The organism is Actinoplanes xinjiangensis (genome assembly GCF_003148685.1).
GTDB lineage: Bacteria > Actinomycetota > Actinomycetes > Mycobacteriales > Micromonosporaceae > Actinoplanes > Actinoplanes xinjiangensis.
The window spans coordinates 30862-47440 of sequence record NZ_QGGR01000031.1 but is presented as its reverse complement, the minus strand read 5'-3'; the positions used below and the strand labels follow the sequence as shown (position 1 = coordinate 47440).

At 71.7% G+C, this 16579-nt stretch carries 13 protein-coding genes; 9 read left to right on the top strand and 4 right to left on the bottom strand.

Going from position 1 to position 16579, the window contains the following annotated elements:
• Positions 1–255 precede the first annotated feature (255 nt).
• Positions 256–1422 carry an alpha/beta hydrolase family protein gene (locus tag BC793_RS52545; protein ID WP_203896559.1) on the top strand — a complete coding sequence of 389 codons (1167 nt, stop codon included), beginning with the start codon at positions 256–258 and terminating at the stop codon, positions 1420–1422.
• Positions 1423–1523: 101 nt separating this feature from the next.
• Entirely contained in the window at positions 1524–4439 is a 2916-nt protein-coding gene (locus BC793_RS40855; protein WP_109601990.1) for a M36 family metallopeptidase, read from the top strand.
• 261 nt (positions 4440–4700) lie between these two features.
• Here BC793_RS40855 and BC793_RS40850 read toward each other — a convergent pair whose 3' ends face one another.
• Entirely contained in the window at positions 4701–7550 is a 2850-nt protein-coding gene (locus BC793_RS40850) for a DUF7825 domain-containing protein (protein ID WP_109601989.1), read from the bottom strand.
• A 233-nt stretch (positions 7551–7783) separates the two neighbouring features.
• Here BC793_RS40850 and BC793_RS40845 point away from each other — a divergent pair, with 233 nt between their 5' ends.
• The 3 genes from BC793_RS40845 (at position 7784) to BC793_RS40835 (ending at position 10856) form a co-directional block, all read left to right on the top strand.
• Positions 7784–8821 (top strand): SGNH/GDSL hydrolase family protein, encoded by a 1038-nt coding sequence (locus tag BC793_RS40845; protein WP_158319523.1) that lies wholly within the window; start codon positions 7784–7786, stop codon positions 8819–8821.
• 124 nt (positions 8822–8945) lie between these two features.
• Complete coding sequence (locus BC793_RS40840; RefSeq protein WP_203896558.1) at positions 8946–10130, top strand: endonuclease; 1185 nt, start codon at positions 8946–8948, stop codon at positions 10128–10130.
• 60 nt (positions 10131–10190) lie between these two features.
• Entirely contained in the window at positions 10191–10856 is a 666-nt protein-coding gene (locus tag BC793_RS40835; protein ID WP_109601987.1) for a hypothetical protein, read from the top strand.
• Here the strand turns inward: BC793_RS40835 and BC793_RS40830 are convergent.
• The gene (locus BC793_RS40830) at positions 10846–11805 is read right to left on the bottom strand and encodes a GlxA family transcriptional regulator (protein WP_109601986.1); all 960 of its coding nucleotides are present in this window, start codon (positions 11803–11805) and stop codon (positions 10846–10848) included. The genes BC793_RS40835 and BC793_RS40830 overlap by 11 nt on opposite strands.
• An 86-nt stretch (positions 11806–11891) precedes the next feature.
• Here BC793_RS40830 and BC793_RS40825 point away from each other — a divergent pair, with 86 nt between their 5' ends.
• Complete coding sequence (locus BC793_RS40825) at positions 11892–12308, top strand: hypothetical protein (protein WP_109601985.1); 417 nt, start codon at positions 11892–11894, stop codon at positions 12306–12308.
• Between the two features lie 2 nt (positions 12309–12310).
• On the top strand, positions 12311–12538 hold the full coding sequence (locus tag BC793_RS52725; protein ID WP_203896562.1) for a DUF3817 domain-containing protein: 228 nt from the start codon (positions 12311–12313) through the stop codon (positions 12536–12538).
• On the opposite strand, the gene BC793_RS40815 is transcribed toward BC793_RS52725, so the two are convergent.
• Positions 12531–13259, bottom strand: a complete 729-nt coding sequence (locus tag BC793_RS40815) for a PP2C family protein-serine/threonine phosphatase (RefSeq protein ID WP_109601983.1) — start codon at positions 13257–13259, stop codon at positions 12531–12533. The genes BC793_RS52725 and BC793_RS40815 overlap by 8 nt on opposite strands.
• A gap of 411 nt (positions 13260–13670) precedes the next feature.
• Here BC793_RS40815 and BC793_RS40810 point away from each other — a divergent pair, with 411 nt between their 5' ends.
• Together BC793_RS40810 and BC793_RS40805 are read left to right on the top strand one after the other, a co-directional pair.
• Positions 13671–13988, top strand: coding sequence for a hypothetical protein (locus BC793_RS40810; RefSeq protein ID WP_109601982.1), 318 nt, complete (start codon positions 13671–13673; stop codon positions 13986–13988).
• A gap of 11 nt (positions 13989–13999) precedes the next feature.
• Positions 14000–15325 (top strand): DUF6745 domain-containing protein, encoded by a 1326-nt coding sequence (locus tag BC793_RS40805; protein WP_109601981.1) that lies wholly within the window; start codon positions 14000–14002, stop codon positions 15323–15325.
• A gap of 276 nt (positions 15326–15601) precedes the next feature.
• Here the strand turns inward: BC793_RS40805 and BC793_RS40800 are convergent, their stop codons facing one another.
• Positions 15602–16498 carry an STM4011 family radical SAM protein gene (locus BC793_RS40800; protein WP_109601980.1) on the bottom strand — a complete coding sequence of 299 codons (897 nt, stop codon included), beginning with the start codon at positions 16496–16498 and terminating at the stop codon, positions 15602–15604.
• Between the last annotated feature and the right edge of the window lie 81 nt (positions 16499–16579).

The window sequence follows — 16579 nt, the reverse complement described above, 5'->3', positions numbered from 1 at the left end:
GTGCGGGGCGTTGCCGGGTCCGCCGGCCGCTGTCCGGGAAAGCGTGGTAGTGCTGGCGTTACCTCGAAGTGTCCATCCTGGACGACTGTGTGCGGCGCCCGGGTCCGGTTGGCTGATGGCATGACCTCCTCCGGAAGCCCTTCCTCGAACCCGTCTTCCCTCCACCGCCCCTTCTCCCGCCTACCAGTCTTCGGTCGTTCCCTCTCGGGAGTGCGGGCCGCCCGCACGTCCTCTGCCCGGCGATCGGCTGCGGCCGTGGCGATCACGGTTGCGGCGGCCACCACGGCCGGTGCCGCGTCCGTGCTGCCTCTGCTGCCGGCCACGCCCGCCGCCGCCTCGCCTGCCGTGGGTGTCGTCCCCCTCGCGTCGCCGTTCGCCTTGCCGGCGCCGTCCGGGCCGTTCGCCGTCGGCCGCGAGGTGCTGCACCTGACCGACCGGTCCCGGCCCGACCCGTGGGCACCCGGCCGGGCCCGGGAGCTGATGGTCTCGATGTTCTATCCGGCGGTGGCGCTGCCCGGCCGTCCCGCCCCCTATCTGTCCGTCGCCGAGGCGCGACTGCTGATCGACGACCGCGGGGCCACCGGCGTCATCACCCCGGACGACCTCAGCGCCACCCGCACCGCCGCCGTCCTCTCCGCCGCCGCCCGCCGTGGCCGCTACCCACTGGTGGTGCTGTCACCCGGATTCACCCTGCACCGGCACACCCTCACCCACCTCGCCGAGGAACTCGCCAGCCGTGGTTACGTCGTGGCCACCGTCGACCACGCCTACGAGTCGGCGGCCACCGACTTCCCCGGCGGTCGCACGCTGACCTGCACCGCCTGCACCGTGCTCAAGGGGCAGGGCAACGCGGGCTACGCCCGGGTGGCCACCGGCCGGGCCCGGGATCTGTCCTTCGTGCTCGACCGGCTCACCGGCGACCGGCCGGCATGGCGTCACGCCCGCCTCATCGACCGCGGCCGGATCGGCATGGCCGGCCACTCGATCGGCGGCAACGCCACCGCCGTGACCATGGCGGCCGACCCACGGGTCCGCGCCGGGATCAACATGGACGGTGGCCTCTTCGAGCCCGTCCCGGCCGGCGGTCTGAACGGACGGCCGTTCCTGCTGCTGGGCGCACCCTCGGCGGTTCCGGCCGAATCCTGGCTGCGGGACTGGCCGGTGCTCGACGGCTGGAAGCGCTGGCTCGACGTCACCGGTAGCGGGCACATGGACTTCACCGACATCCCGGTCCTCGGCGAGCAGGCCGGCATTCCCGACCCCGGGTTCCCCCTGTCCGGCAGCCGGGCCGCGCAGATCACCCGTGACTACGTCGCCGCCTTCTTCGACAGGCACCTGCGCGGCATCCCGCAGCCCCTGCTCGACGGCCCGTCCGCCGACCACCCGGAAGTCGTGTTCCAGAAGACATCGACGAAGATCTGATTGAAGCATCTCGATTATGGACGTTCGGCCCATCCCGTGATCATGCGTTCGTGCGATCGGATGCGAGAAGACCGGTAACGACCGTCCATAGAGGAGGTTCCGTGCGCACACCATCCCGTGCGATGGCGGCCACCACCACAGCATTCGTCGCGGCCGCGCTCATTCTCGCCCCAGGGGCGGGGAGCAGCGCGGCCCCAACCACCCCGGCCCAGGCGGCCGGGACCCCGGAAGTACACGGCGATCACGACCACGCCGACATCATCGATAACCGTAAAGGCAGCGTGGCGCCCACGTCGGCGCAGCGCACCCTCGCCGCGGAGGCGAGCGCGTCCGCACGGTGGAACGTCTTCGGCACCCCGGCCAGCCTCACCGCCCTGAGCGCCGAACCGCTGGCCAGTGGGCTCCCGGCTGACCCGGTGGCCGCCGCCCACGCCTACGTCGCCGGCAACCGCGACGTCCTCGGCATCACCGAGGCCGCCGCCGACTCCCTCGAACTGCTCACCAACCAGCCGGTCGGCGAGGGCAGCATCGTCCTGCTCCGGCAGCAGTTCGGTGACCTCGAAGCCGGCCGTGACGGCCTCCTCTCCGTGGGCATCCGCGACGGCAAGGTCTGGTATGTGAGCTCCTCGCTCGCCCGCGACGCCGCCGCGCCCCAGCCCGCCACCCTGACCGCGGCCGACGCCGAGCGCATCGCCGCCCAGCACGCCGGCATCACCGACCCCACCTCGCTCGGTACGAAGCTGGTCGCCGTACCGACCCCCGGCCAGGGCGCGCGTGCCGCGTACCAGGTCGCCTTCGGCTCCGACCTGACCAGCGCCGAACCCGAGGCGTACACCACCTGGGTGGACGCCCGCGACGGCAGCATCCTGGTCCGTGAGGACATCGTCGACCACGACGCCGACAACCCGAAGTGGGACGTCTTCCCGAACTCGCCGCGCACCGACTACTCGTCGCGCGACACCCGGCAGACGTTCTGCTGGATCCGGGCGCGCGGCTGTGACGAGGCCGTCGCCGGTCCCGCGTCCCCGCAGCCGTGGGACGTCGACCCGGCCACCGGCACGTCCACCAACACGACCAGCGGCAACAACTCGTTCGCGGTGCACAACTGGCTGTCCAACGACGCGTTCAGTGTCGGCACCGAACTGGCCACGCCCAGCCCCACCCGGGACTACACGTACCCGTGGACCAACCAGTGGTATCGGGAGCAGTGCGCGCCGACGGTCTTCGACACGCCGGCCCGTAACGACATCGACGCGGCCCGGGGCAACCTGTTCGTCCAGCACAACCGGATGCACGACTGGTCGTACCTTCTCGGCTTCACCGAGGCCACCTGGAACATGGAGAAGGACGGCGGCGACCCCGAGCAGGGCAACGCCCAGGCCGGTGGCATCTCCGGCGGCCCGCCCACCAACGCGGCGCGCAACAACGCCAACCAGATCACCCCGCCCGACGGGGAGGCGCCGATCACCAACATGTACCTGTGGCAGCCGATCGCCGCCGCCTTCTACGGTGCGTGCGCCGACGGCGACTACGACATGTCGGTCATCGCCCACGAGTACACCCACGCCATCACCAACCGCATGGTCGCCGGCCCGAACGGTGGCCTCTCCTCCCCGCAGGGCATGAGCGAGAGCTGGTCCGACCTGCTCTCCGTCGAGTACCTGGCGGAGCACGGCTACGCCCCGAGGGGCGCCCGCGGCTTCACCGTCGGCGAGTACGTGACCAGCGACCCGGTCGCCGGCATCCGTAACTACAACATGAGCAACAACCGGCTCAACTACAGCTCCGTCGACTACGACTTCGTCGGCCTGCAGGTGCACGCCTCCGGCGAGGTGTGGAGCGCCTCCAACTACGACGTCCGGTCCGCGTTCATCAAGCGGTACGGGTACGGCTCCGCCGCCCTCCAGAAGGCATGCGCCGTCGGCAAGAAGCCGGTCACGTCCTGCCCCGGCAACCGGCGCTGGATCCAGCTGGTGTTCGACTCGTTCCTGCTGCTGGCCAACACCGCCAACAGCCAGGTCGACGCCCGTGACGCGCTGCTCGGCGCCGACCGGGTCCGCTTCGGTGGCGCCAACCAAGACATCATCTGGAACGCGTTCGCCAAGCGCGGCCTCGGCGAGGGCGCGGCCAGCAACGGGGCCGGAGACGCCGACCCGACGCCCAGCTTCAGCTCGCCGTACGCCAAGGAGGCCACGGTCAAGTTCCGCCCGGTGGACGAGCACGGTAAGCCCGTGGCCGGTGCGAAGCTGTTCGTCGGCGACTACCAGGCGCGGGCCGTCGCGGTCGCCGACACCGACCCGGCGACCGCCCTGCCCGACACGGTCAACCTGGTCTCCGGGTCGTACGCGTTCATCGCGCAGGCCCCCGGCCACGGCCACGCCCGCGTGTCGCCGCAGTGGTTCGGATCCGGCAAGTCGGCGACCCTGACGGTGAAACTGCCGCGCAACGTCGCCTCGGCGACCGGCGGCGCGACCGCCACCGGCGACGGCATCAACCTGGCCCGGCTCGTCGACGACGACGAGGCCACCAACTGGGCGTCCCTGGGCAGCCCGGTCGCCGGTAAGGGCGTCACCGTCGACCTGGCCGGCGACGCGCAGAGGGTCCGGCGCGTGCAGGTGAGCGCCCTGCTCCGCCCGCCGGTCACCGGCGACGTCGACGCCGGTACGCAGAACCGCTACACCGCGCTGCGCCAGTTCAAGGTCCTGGCCTGCACGGCCACGGCGACCGTCACGTGCTCGGCTCCCGCCGACTTCAAGACGGTCTACACCAGCCGCCGGGACGCCTTCCCGTCCGGATCCCCGCGCCCGCGGGCCCCGGAGCTGGTCGTGAAGTCCTTCGACATCCCGGACGTCACCGCCACGCACCTCCGCATCGAAACCGTCACCAACCAGTGCATCGGCGCGCCCGACTACGCCGGTGAGCAGGATCTGGACCCGCGTGCCAACACCGACTGCGCCACCTCGAGCCCGCAGGCCCTGAACGTCCGAATCGCCGAGTTCCAGGCCTTCACCCGCTAGCCCACCGGTGGGTGGGGCCGGCGCCCCGCCCACCACCATCTCGTCCTCAGTGGTCGGCCATCAGCTAGTAGTTGATGGCCGACCACTGATTCGTTGCCGGTAGTCGGCAGCCGTCTGTTCATGCGAGACCGAATCAGGTAGGTGGTCGGCCGTCGGCAGAGCCGTCAGGTGGTCGGTCGCAGGCCTGGTCAGATGACCGTCGGCAGGGTCGGTCAGCGGCCGGTCGGCGGGTCTGGTCAGGTGGCTGGTCGGCGGGGCTGGTCAGGTGGCTGGTCGGTTGCTGGTCAGGGTTCGGTGCAGGCGGGCGGCCTCCGTGGTCACCCGGTTGCGGGTGGGGCGGGTGGCCGCGGCGGTCAGCTCGGGGATGTCGTCGTGGGCGGCTGCTGCGGCGGCTGCGGACTCCGCCACCAGTAGCAGGTCGGGGGTTCCGATCGGTGGTTTCGGGGCGGACAGGACGGCCGGAAGGAACTCGCGGAGGGTCATCCACACCTGGGTGGCAGCACCCGCCTGGAGTATCTGGGTGAGGGTGTCCACCACCCGTTTCAGCACCAGGACGTTCGCCGGGTGCAGGGCGGCCAGTTCCCGGCCGACCAGCGTGCCGTCCAGAACGCCGCGAGCGGCCAGGTCCACGAAAGCGTCGCTGGTCGCCAGGCGCCCGTCGGGGCGGGCGGCACTCATCCCGTACGCCAGGCAGAGGGCCATCGCCGGGCCGAACGGGCCGTCGCATGCTGCCAGGGCCGGCAGGACCGAGATGTCGCTGGCGGCTCCCTTGCCTTCGGAAGCCTTGACGAGCCGGGGCTGCATGTGTGCGGCGGCCAGTTCCCGGTGGCTGGGGAACACCATCGGCCACCCGGCCAGCCTGTCCGAGCTGTAGGGATCCGCCCGGTCCGCGGCGACGTCGGCCGGCTGGAACAGCAGGTAGGGCTGAACGGTCAGGTCGGTCTTGATCGCGTCGAACGTGACGACCCGGCGCCGGGTCCTCGTGGCGCAGCCGCAGTGATCGCGGACCTGGTGAGTACAGCGACGGCCGGGATCGAGGGTGATGACGGTCGGGTCCGGCAGACCGCCCGACTCGACGAATCCGGCGAAGGTCCGGCCGGCGGTCGAGGTGAGCCCGGCAGCCGCCGACCGGATGGCCGGGTCGATCTCCCGGGGCAGACGCAGCAGGGCCTGGGCCAGGTCATACGGTTGCGGCTCCCAGCCCTCGCCGAGCAGGCGCAGCACCCGGGCCGGGTCGACGTGACCGTCGACAGTGGCCGGTGTGGACAGGAGGGCCGGCGGCGGAGTCCTGCACATCTGCTCGGCCAGCTCCTCCATCCGGCGGATCGTCATCCAGAACGGCGGGCCGGCTTTCCGCTCCCACGCCGCCGGGGCCCACTTCGCCGCTTGACCGGTGACGACAGCGCGCAGCATGTTGGCGAACGCGGAACTCCACTGCGGAACGATCGGCTCCAGCGCCCGGACCACCGCCGGCCGGTCGAGGGCCACGAACCGAACCAGCCCGTCCATGATCAACTCGAAGCGGATCGGGTCCTCCGCCTGGTAGAGCAGATACTTGGCCTCGGCGGCCAGCTCCGGAATCGATGCGATCGGATCGGGCATCGGCGCCGCCACCGGCGGCATCCCCGCGAACCCCGCACCAACCCCGAACCCGCCATCCGAACTCCCACCGCCGATGTCGGTCCCGCTGACGGTGGACGTGGCAGAGCCGGTCCCGCTCACGGTGACCCCGCCGACGTAGGCTCCGCCCACGGTGGACGCGGCGACGCTGGCTCCGCTCGCCATGGAAGCGGCGACACTGGTCCAGCCCGCGGTGGAAGCGCCGATGTCGGTCCCGCTGGCGGTCGAGGTGGCGCTGACGGTGGAGGCGGCGGTGGGCGCGGGCGTGCCGGGACCGGCAGGAGCGGCGGGGAGCAGGGAGGCCGCCTGGCGGCGTAGGTCGCCCTGGAGGGAAGCCGTGACCCGGATCAGCTGGGCCAGGCCGGTCGGGCCGAACGCGGGCAGGTGCCTGCCCGCCAGTTTGAGGGCGCGCTCGGCCAGATCGGCGGCCGGGTTGGACAGCCCGGTCAGCAGCGCTTCGAACAGCAACGGATCCGCTTTTCGCGTGAGTGCGGCGCCGAGCCAGTCGAGCTGAGCCCGGACCAGCTTCTTCTCCTTACGGGGAAGGACCGCCCAGGCGGCCTCGGCGACCGTGTCCGGCTCCAGCAGGCCTGCGTCGTCGGCCAGGCGCAGACCTCGGAGAGCCAGCTCGGCGACCGTGGAATCCGCGCTGGAGAGCATGCCGGAGTATTCGCCGCGGCGGGCCGCGAACTCGTCGGCGGTCGGGTCGAGGAGGCGGTGCAGGACGACCATGCGCCGCAGCGGGCCGGTGCGGTCGCCGGCGTGCAGGCGCAGCACGCAGCCGTCGAGCAGGGCCTGGCGGTCCAGGACACCGTCGGCGGCCAGCCTGGTCAGCGCCTTCGTCCACTCCTCGTCCAATTCCTGGCCGAGCAGCGGGATGGTGAACACGTGCGGCAGCATCGACTCCAGATGCGGGTCGGCGCGGAGCAGGTCGGCGAGGTCCTTCCGGTAGCGGTCGGCACCGACCCGGCGCATCCATCCGCGGAGGGTGGCCTCGGTGGCCGGGGGCGGTAGCTCGGCCTCGGCGAGGAGCCGCGCGATCAGTGGCCACTGATCGTCGGCCCGGGTGGGGCGCATCTTCTCGGCCAGGGAGCGGGCGATGGCGGGCAGTGAGGGCCGGCCCGGCAGTCGCAGCACCTGGACGACGGCGTCGACGGAATGCGGCAGTGGTGCCTGCCAGAACCGGTCGGACCGCAGCCAGGAGACGATGTCGGCGGCGCGTGGCAGGCACGCGGCTCCGGCCACCCGGAGCGCACCCTCCCGCTGCTGGAATCGCAGGGTGCGCTCCTCGTAGCTCCGCCTGGTGTGGGGGCGACGGGGATCGCTGTGGGGCGCGAACTCCAGCTCGGGATCGTTCCACTGCAACCGGAGGCCCTTGAGCTGCGTGGCCAGCGAGCGCCGTGACGGCTCGTCGAGATCGGCCAGGGCGGCGGTCAGCCGGCCGCTGTCACCGGCACGGATCCACGACTCCAACTCCGGGAAGGTCACCATGGCGGACAACCTAACGGCACCCTCCGACAAATCCGCTCCCATGATCGACGGTGACGGCGTCCGGAGCGAGGTCCGACCCGAGAGCCGGGGGAATGCGGGCGGGGCGGAACCCGGGCAGGCGAGAGCGGCCCGATCAGCTGTGGCCTGGTACGCCTACGATCGCCGGGCGTGAATGGCGGGCGGAAGTTGCGCCGGTCTGGTCGGATGGTGTGACGAGACGTATCGGGGGACACGTGACGAATCGACGCACCTTCATGAGAGCGGGTGGCCTGCTCGCCACCGGTGTCACGGTGACCGCCGCGGCGTCCGGGCCGGCCCGCGCGTCCTCGTCGGCCGCCGCGTTACCGCTGCTGACCTGGCATGCGGCCCTGGCGAACCGCCGGTATGCCCCGGCGGTGGTGGCCGTCCTGGGTTCGTCGAGCAGTGAGGGTGTGGGGGCGTCCGGGTACGGCCGCGGTTACGTCTCGGTGCTGGCCGAGAACCTGCGGGCCGCGTTCCCGGTGGCCGGTGCGCCCGGGGGAGCCAACTATGTGGCGGCGTGGGGCACACCGCACTGGTGGCCGGTGACCGGCGGCGGGACTAGGGTGAACACGGCCGGCTGGGGCCTCAAGGCGGTCGATCTGGCCGGGCCGGAGGAGAGCCTGACCTACACCTTCACCGGTACGAGTGTGCAGGTGTGGCACGACGGCTCGCCGGAGATCGTGGTGGACGGCGGCACCGTCGTGGTCCGGGGGCCGGGCCGGATCCACGGGTTCGCCACCTTCGACGGCGACGAGGAGAAGGGCATCCAGGTCTTCAACGGCGGCCACGGCGGCCGGACCAGTGGTGATTTCGCCGATCGGCCGGCGGCCTGGGCGCCGCGGCTGAGGTCGATCCGCCCGCACCTGGTGATCCTGCAACTGGGCATCAACGACTGGCGGAGCGGGGTGTCCGCCGCGGAGATGAAACGCAACCTCATGACGATCATCGCGACGGTCCGGGCGAACACCACCACCGACCCGTCGTTCGTCATCTACGGCACACCGCGGGTCGGCGCCGATCACCGGATCCAGGATCACAGCCGCTTCACCGGGGCCTGGCGGGAGATCGCGGCCGAGGACACCGGCGGGCCGGGCGGCGCCAGTGGGGTCGCCTACTTCGATCTCGCGGCCCGGCAGCTGTCGCCGTCGTCGGACAACGGGCACGGCCTGTACTGCGAGGACCTGGTGCACATGACGGACCGGGGCGCCGCCTTCACCGCCGACGCGCTCGCCTCGTTCCTCACACCGTGACCTGCGGAACCGGGCCCGGCGACGGTGAGTGCGGGGCGCGTATGACCGAAGTGGTATGAGACCCCTCGGGGCCCGCTCGCTCACACTGAAGGCTGTCTATACAGCATGGCGAACGGAGCCCCCCATGCCCGGTCCCACCAGACATCGGCGCATCGTCGCGCTGATGGTCCCCGCCCTCACCGGCATTCTCGTCGCGACCATCGCGGTCTTCGGGTTCCCCCGGCCCGCGGCCGCCGCCACCCTGACCGTCGCCCAGGCGATCAGCACCCAGACCGGCGCCAGTGCCACCGTCAGCGGCTACGTCGTCGGCGAGCCCACCGCCACCAACACGGTCCGGTTCAGCGGCTTCACCGGCGACACCGCTCTCGCCATCGCCGACAGCGCCTCGCAGACCAGCACCGGCAGCATGCTGTACGTCCAGATCACCAGCACCTACCGGTCGTCGTTCGGGCTGCTGTCCAACCCGGCACTGATCGGCAAGCGACTCACCGTCACCGGGACGCTCACCGCCTACTTCACGCATGCCGGCCTCAAGTCGCCGACCGCGATGAGCCTGGGCAGCGGCTCCACCACCAGCCCGACCGCCACCGCCACCGCCTCGCCCACGGCGTCCAGCACCACCGACACCTACTACGCGGCGGCCCTCGGCAAATCCGGCCCCAGCCTCAGGTCGGCGCTGCACACGATCACGTCGACCGGCGTGACGAGGCTGTCGTACGACGGGGTCTGGGAGGCGCTCAAGGTCACCGACCAGGATCCGTCCAACTCGTCCAACGTCAGACTGTTCTACTCCGGCATCAGCCGCTCCAAGACCCTCAACGGCGGCAGCAGCGGCAACTGGAACCGCGAACACGTCTGGCCGCAGTCCCACGGCAACTTCGGTACCAGCGCCGGCCCCGGCACCGACCTGCACCACCTGCGGCCCGAGGACGTGACGGTCAACGCGCTCCGCGGCAACCTCGACTTCGACAACGGTGGCAGCGCCGTCTCCGGAGCCTCCGGCAACTACGCCGACTCCGACTCGTGGGAGCCCCGTACCGCCGTCAAGGGCGACGTTGCCCGGATGCTCTTCTACATGGCGGTCCGGTACGAGGGCGGCGACTCGTTCGCCAACCTCGAGGTCAACAATGTCACCGGTAACGGCAGCGTCCCGTACACCGGGAAGCTCTCCACCCTGATCGCCTGGCACCACGCGGACCCGCCGGACAGCGCGGAGAAGAGCCGTAACCAGCTCATCTACTCCACGTACCAGCGCAACCGGAACCCGTTCATCGACCACCCCGAGTGGGTCGCCTCCATCTTCGGCTGACCCGGCCCGGAACGCAGGCCACCGCCCGCTGCGGCGGTGGCCTGCGTTACGCTGCCGCGCATGTTCTGGCGTGCCGGTGACGTGCTGCGCGTGTCGTGCCCGTTCGACACGGCCGTGGTCACCGCGGTGGGCCGTGATGACGTGAGCCTGCGCTGGCCGTGGTGGGAGATCGACCCGGACGTCGTGGGTGTCGCCTGGAACGGCGACGTGGCGGTGAGCCGCACCGATCCGGACGAGTTGTTCACGACCGATCCGCCGGCCGGCGATCTGCGACCCGGCGGCACCTGCCGGGTCGGTGTCCTGCCGCGGATCGTCCACGTGCTGGAGGTACGCCGCGGTGGCGAGCCGGAGGAGACCGGCTGGCTGCCCCGGCCGACCGAGATCCTCACGGTGCTGCCGGGCGGTGTGGCGCCTGATCCGGATGCGGAGTTCGAGGGCCTCGACATCGAGGTGGACGGCGGGGTGCCGTTCACGTTCGAGCCGGTGTTCCGCCCGTACGCCTTCCTGGAGGCCGGCGACGACGTGGCCGACGCCGCCGGGCGGGCATGGCATTTCGGTGGCCCGCTCGCCTGGGCCGCCTTCGACGGCGCGGCCGGGGCACCGCGGTGGCCCCTGCTCCTGTTGGCCGGTGCGGCCGACGCGGCGACGGTGGCGGCGTCGACCGCCGGCGGGTTGCACGACGACGAGGTGGACCGCTGGCGACGGGCGGCCGGTCTCAGCGGGTGATGCCGGGGCGGGTGCGGAACGTGCCGCGGTAGGTGTGCGGGCTCGTGCCGACGATGCGTTTGAAGCGGTCGCGGAAAGCCGTCGGCGAGCCGAAGCCGACCTGGCCGGCGATCGACTCGACCGGCTGATCGGTGGCTTCGAGCAGGTGCTGGGCGCGGCGGACACGGGCGCGCAGCAGCCATTGGAGCGGGGTCGTGCCGGTCTGCTCGCGGAAGCGCCGGTTCAGCGTACGGATGCTCATGCCGGAACGCGCGGCCAGATCGCCCAGGGTGACATCGACGCTGGTGTTGTCCTGCATCCATTGGAGCAGGGGCTCCAGCCCGGCGCCGCGGGGTGTCGGCGGCGGGGACGGGATGATGAACTGCGCCTGGCCACCCTCACGTTCCAGCGGCATCACCGACAGGCGGGCGGCGTCGGCGGCGACCGCCGAACCGTGGTCGCGCCTGATCAGATGCAGACACAGGTCGAGCCCGGCGGCCGCTCCGGCGGAGGTCAGGAATTGGCCGTTGTCGACGTAGAGGACGTCCGGATCGACGTCGATCCGCGGGAAGCGGGCGGCGAGATCGGCGGCGGCCAGCCAGTGGGTGGTGGCGCGCAGCCCGTCGAGGAGGCCGGTGGCGGCGAGGACGAAAGCTCCGGCGCAGACGGAGGCGATCCGGGCGCCGCCGGCGGCGGCCTTCCGCAGATAATCGACAACCTCCAGGGGTACGGCCACCCGCGGGTCGGCACATCCGGGCAGGATGATCGTGTCCGCGTCGAGCAGGGCGTCCAGCCCCCACGGTGCCCGCAGAGTGAACGCCCCGGCGTCGACGGACGGCGTGGCCGCGCACACCCGTACCTGGTACGGCGTGCTGCCGTCGGCGAGCCGCACCCGGCTGAACACCTCGATCGGGGTGGACAGGTCGAACGGGATAACCCGGTCCAGGGCTAGTACGGCCACCGTGCGCATCCGCCCACCCTAGTTGGCCAGAACCCGTTGCAGGTGGGCAGTCTTGCCAGTTCCAGGTGTCCGAAAACGGGCCTACCGTCCCCGTCGTGACAAAACTGCTCCTCTCGCTGCACGTGCTCGCCGCGATCATCGCGATCGGTCCGGTCACCGTCGCGGCCAGCATGTTCCCGGCCGTGGCCCGCCGCTCCGGCGTCGGTGAACGACTGCACCTGCTGCACCGGATCTGCCGTGTCTACGGCGTGGTCGGTGTGGCCGTCCCGGTGTTCGGGCTGGCCACCGCGAACAGTCTCGGTGTCCTCGGCGACGCCTGGCTGCTCACCTCGATGGCCCTCACCGCGGCCGCCGCGCTGATCCTGGGACTGTTGATCATTCCCGGTCAGACACGCGCACTGGCCGGTCAGACGGTCACCCGGCTCGGCATGGTCACCGGCGTCTTCAACCTGCTGTGGGCGACCGTCACGGTGCTGATGATCGTGCGGCCCGGCTCCACCACCGGCGCGTGATCATGCGTGCCGCCGCATGGGTTGAACTCGTCTCGTTGTCAATACTGTTGATCAATATGTACACCGTACATATTGACGCGATCACGTCAACATGTGGTCCGGTGCACGGGTGTGCGTACCTCATCGTCGTGATCTTGACCTTGAACCGCACCACCCTGCCGGTCCGCACCCGGCTGCTCGCGCTGATCCCCGGCGTGGGCGGGGTCCTGGTGCTGCGCCGAATCAGCTGACCTGCACGATCACGGCGGTGGCGTTGTCGTCGCCGCCGTGGTCCAGCGTCTCGGCGAGCAGTTCCGCCACGGTCGTCCGCTCGGCCAGGGCATCGGCCAGCCGCCGGTCGTGGAGCTGGTCGGAGACTCCGTCCGTACACAAGAGGAATCGGTCACCGGGACACAGGCTGACGTTGAGCAGATCGGGCTCCGGCATGCCGGGATGTCCCGCGTAGCGGGTCAGGTGATGCCGGTCGCGGACCGCCTCCCGCGAGTCCGCCGCATACCATCCGTTGAGAATCCCCAGCCAGGCCGCCGTGTGGTCGGAGGTCAACAGCTCGAAGACACCGTCGCGCAGCCGGTAGGCCCGCGAGTCGCCGAGCTGCACCAGCCACGCCGAGCCGTCCGTGTCACCGGCAAAAGCGGTCAGCGTGCACCCGGTCAACCCGGCGATCCCGCGGCCCGCGTCCCGGACCGCCCGCTGCACCCCGGCCACCGCCGCGCGCAACGCCGCCGGACCCGTCGCGGTCGCCGTCTCCCGGACGAACACCTCCACCGCGGTACGCCCGGCGGCCGTACTACCCGGACCGTCCCCCATCCCGTCCGCCACCACCGCGAGCGGGCGCGCCGCATCCACGTGCAGCACGTCGAAATTGGCCGGGTAACGGTTGCCGACGACCGTCCCCGCCGTCGCGCTGAGCAGCCGCTGCCCCAGAACCCAGTTCGCCGCCGTGACCTCCATGACCGAAGGGTAGATCGCCGGCCGATCTGCGGTAGGTTGCCGGCCCGTGGCAGATCCACTGCGGCGACGGCTCGCCGCCGTCGCCACAGCCGTCCCCGCCGTGGCCGCGGCCGGTGGGATCGCCCTCCGGCCGGCTCCGCCTCAACTCCCGCCGGCTGTCGCCCGCCTCAGCCTCGCCGGGGAACAGGTTGCGCATCAGCGACCACTGACCGGAGTTCCGCCCGGATGCCGCCTGGGCCGGGTCGCCGGTCCGGCCAGTGCCGGGATTCAGGACGTCCGATGGTGCGGCTCTCGCCCGGTTCGGGTGGCAGAGGGCCGGGTTCCCGCAGGTCCGGAGGACGGCATCCGAAAATGTCGTACCCCGGCGCTAGTTTCCTCGCGTCAGGGTCGAACAGCGAGGGGAGGCCGGCGATGTACCGGCAGGGCGACGTGCTGATGATTCCGGTTCCACAGACCGAGGTGCCGGCGTGCGCCGCGGTGCCCCGCGACCGCCGGGGGCGGATGGTGCTGGCCCGCGGCGAGGCGACCGGCCACGCCCACGTCGTCGGCGGCCCCGGCCTGCAACTACTCGCCGATGTCGACGATCCGGACAGCATGTTCATCGACGTGCCGTCGCACGGGCGGGTCACCCACGAGGAGCACGGGCCGATCTCGCTGCCATCCGGCCACTACCGGGTGGTGCGCCAGCGTGAATACATTCCGGGCGCTTTCCGCCCGGTCGCGGACTGAGGGAGCCCGAGATGAAGCTGAGTCACGCCCAGGAGGCGATGGCTGCCGCCATCGAAGACCAGTGGCTGGCCGCCGCGGTCCAGACCGGCGATGCGGCACGTGCGGCTGCCGAATCGGGGGTACGGGACGCGTATCGCCTGGCCGGACTCGAGGCTCCGGACCGCATCTACTGGTTGGGGTCACCGCGCGCCGGCGCCGTGGCGATGGCACTGCTCTCCGGCCGTCTCACCCTCCCCGCCACAGCCCTCACTGACGGGCCCGCTGCCCTGTCCTCGACCACCCTCGATCCCGCTACGGCCTCGTTTGCTGCCTCGTCCTCGACCGTTCTCGGTCCTGTCGCGGTTTCGTCCGCGGCCGCCGCCACCTCGCTCGATCCGGTGGGGGCCGGCGGGGCCGAGCTGGATGCCGGGCCGGCGGCGTGGATCGCCGAGGTGGCGGCGGAGCTGCGGCGGCAGGGCTGGACGCCGGGGGAGACCGCCGGGCCGTCGCTGCGGCGGCGGGTGCGGACCGAGCCGTGGGCGGCCGCCCGTAAGGCGGCTGTCGACGTGCTCGGCAGCGACGGCTGGGCGCAGCTCAGCGCCGCGGCCGGCCGCCGCTCCTGGGCACTGGTGATGGACCTGATCGCCGGACGGTTGCGGCTGTGCCTCGGCGAGGATCTGGCGGCGGCCTTCCCCGGCGACGACAGCCGGGCGGTGCGGACGCCGGTGCTCGACGCGATCTACGGTCAGCACGACGGCACGTGGCTGTCGACGTTCGAGGCCGCCGATCGTCTGTGCCCCGACGCCGGGCTGATGACCGGCCTGGCCGGTCTCGCCGAGGTCGCCCGGAACGCCGGTTGGTGGTGGGCGAACGAGAAGGTCGCCGTGCTCACCGAGCGCCCGGCCACCCTGACCCGCGACAACGTCGGCCGGCTGCACCGTGGTGAGGGCGCCGCCCTGGAGTTCCCCGACGGCTACGGTCTCTGGGCCTGGCGTGGCATGCCCATCCCGGCCGACCTGGCGACCGAGCTGCCGACGCTGACCATCAGCCGCATCCGGTCGGAGGAGAACGCCGAGATCCGCCGGGTGATGCTGGAACACTACGGCTACGACCGCTACCTGCGCGACGCCGGCGCCCGCAAGCTGGGCTCCGACGAGACGGGCACGCTGTGGTATCTCGATCTCCCCGGCGACGAGCCCCTGGTCATGGTCGAGGTGGTCAACTCCACCCCGGAGCCCGACGGTACGAGCCGCATCTACTGGCTGCGCGTCCCACCCCGGACCAGGAGCGCCCGCGAGGGCGTCGCCTGGACGTTCGGCCTGACCACCGAGGAGTACCAGCCGTTGATCCAGACCTGACCACCCCGCCACACCCGCCCGCTCGCCTGTCCCGGTAGCAGATCGGGGCGGGCGGACCCGGCATAGCAGAGACAGGCGAGTGGGCCCGGCGTAGCAGATCTGGGCGGACGGGTCCGGCCTTGCAGAGACAAGCGAGCGGGCCCGGCGTAGCAGATCTGGGCGGGGCGGGCCCGGCGTAGCAGAGGCGGGCGGCAGAGACGGGCGGGCGGGTCCGGCGTAGCAGCGACGGGCGGGCGGGTCCGGCGTAGCAGCGACGGGCGGGCGGGTCCGGCGGGATCAGCGGTGTGCGGGCCGGGGCTGCGCCGGCAACGGCCAGGCGACCGGGATGCGTTCGAGGAGACCGTCGGCGTAGACGTCGCGCAGGTGCAGGGGCTTTAGATGGATGTAGCCGATGTGGCAGTCGCAGAGATTGTTGGTACATGGGCGTGGCTGGAGGGCGGCGCGCCACGTGCCGTCGTACAGGTTGCCGATCGGCGTCTTGATGAAGTGACAGCGGCGGACCGTGCCGTCACCGAGCACCGAGACGGCGGTCTCGCCGGCGTGACACGGCAGGCCCAGGGACGCGTGGGGGCGGACGCTGTCGCCGAACAACGGGTCCAGGGCGGTCCAGCGCTGCTCCTCCTCGGCGGTGTAGACGTGCCCCTCGGCCGCGTTGATCCACAGATAGACCTCGGGTGGCAGTGCGGCCCGCAGTGCCACCGCCTCCGCGTGGTGTTCCGGGAGGCCGACCACCCCGATCGAGAATCGGATGCCCAGGCCGAGGAGTTCCCGGCAGCGACCGAGGAACCGGTCCCGTGTCACCTGACCCGGGTGGTATGTCGCCCACAACGCCGCCACCTGCGGGTTCGCTTCGCTGAGCCAGCCGGTGCGGGCCGCCAGGTTCGTCTGGATCGCGACCCGGGCCACGTGCGGCAGGTGTGACAGCCGGACGATCGTGTCCCGGTACCACGATCGGGTCAGGCCCTCGCCCCACGGGGTGAACAGCACCGACAGCCGCCGGTCGGTGGTCGCCTCCACCCAGCCGGCGAAGCGTTCCAGGTCGGCCCGGTCGGCGCGTAGCAGTTCCGGCGGATCCACCCGCTTCGCGAACGGACAGTACGGACAGTCGTAGTTGCAGCTCGCCAGCGGCCCGCGATACAGCAGGTAGAGATCGTCCCGGGCCTCCGGCGCCACAGGTAGTGCATCGCCCTCAGTCGGCCGGGGCCGGCGTTCGGCAATCCGCGCTGAGACGGGCAGGAGGCGGCGGCCCTCCGG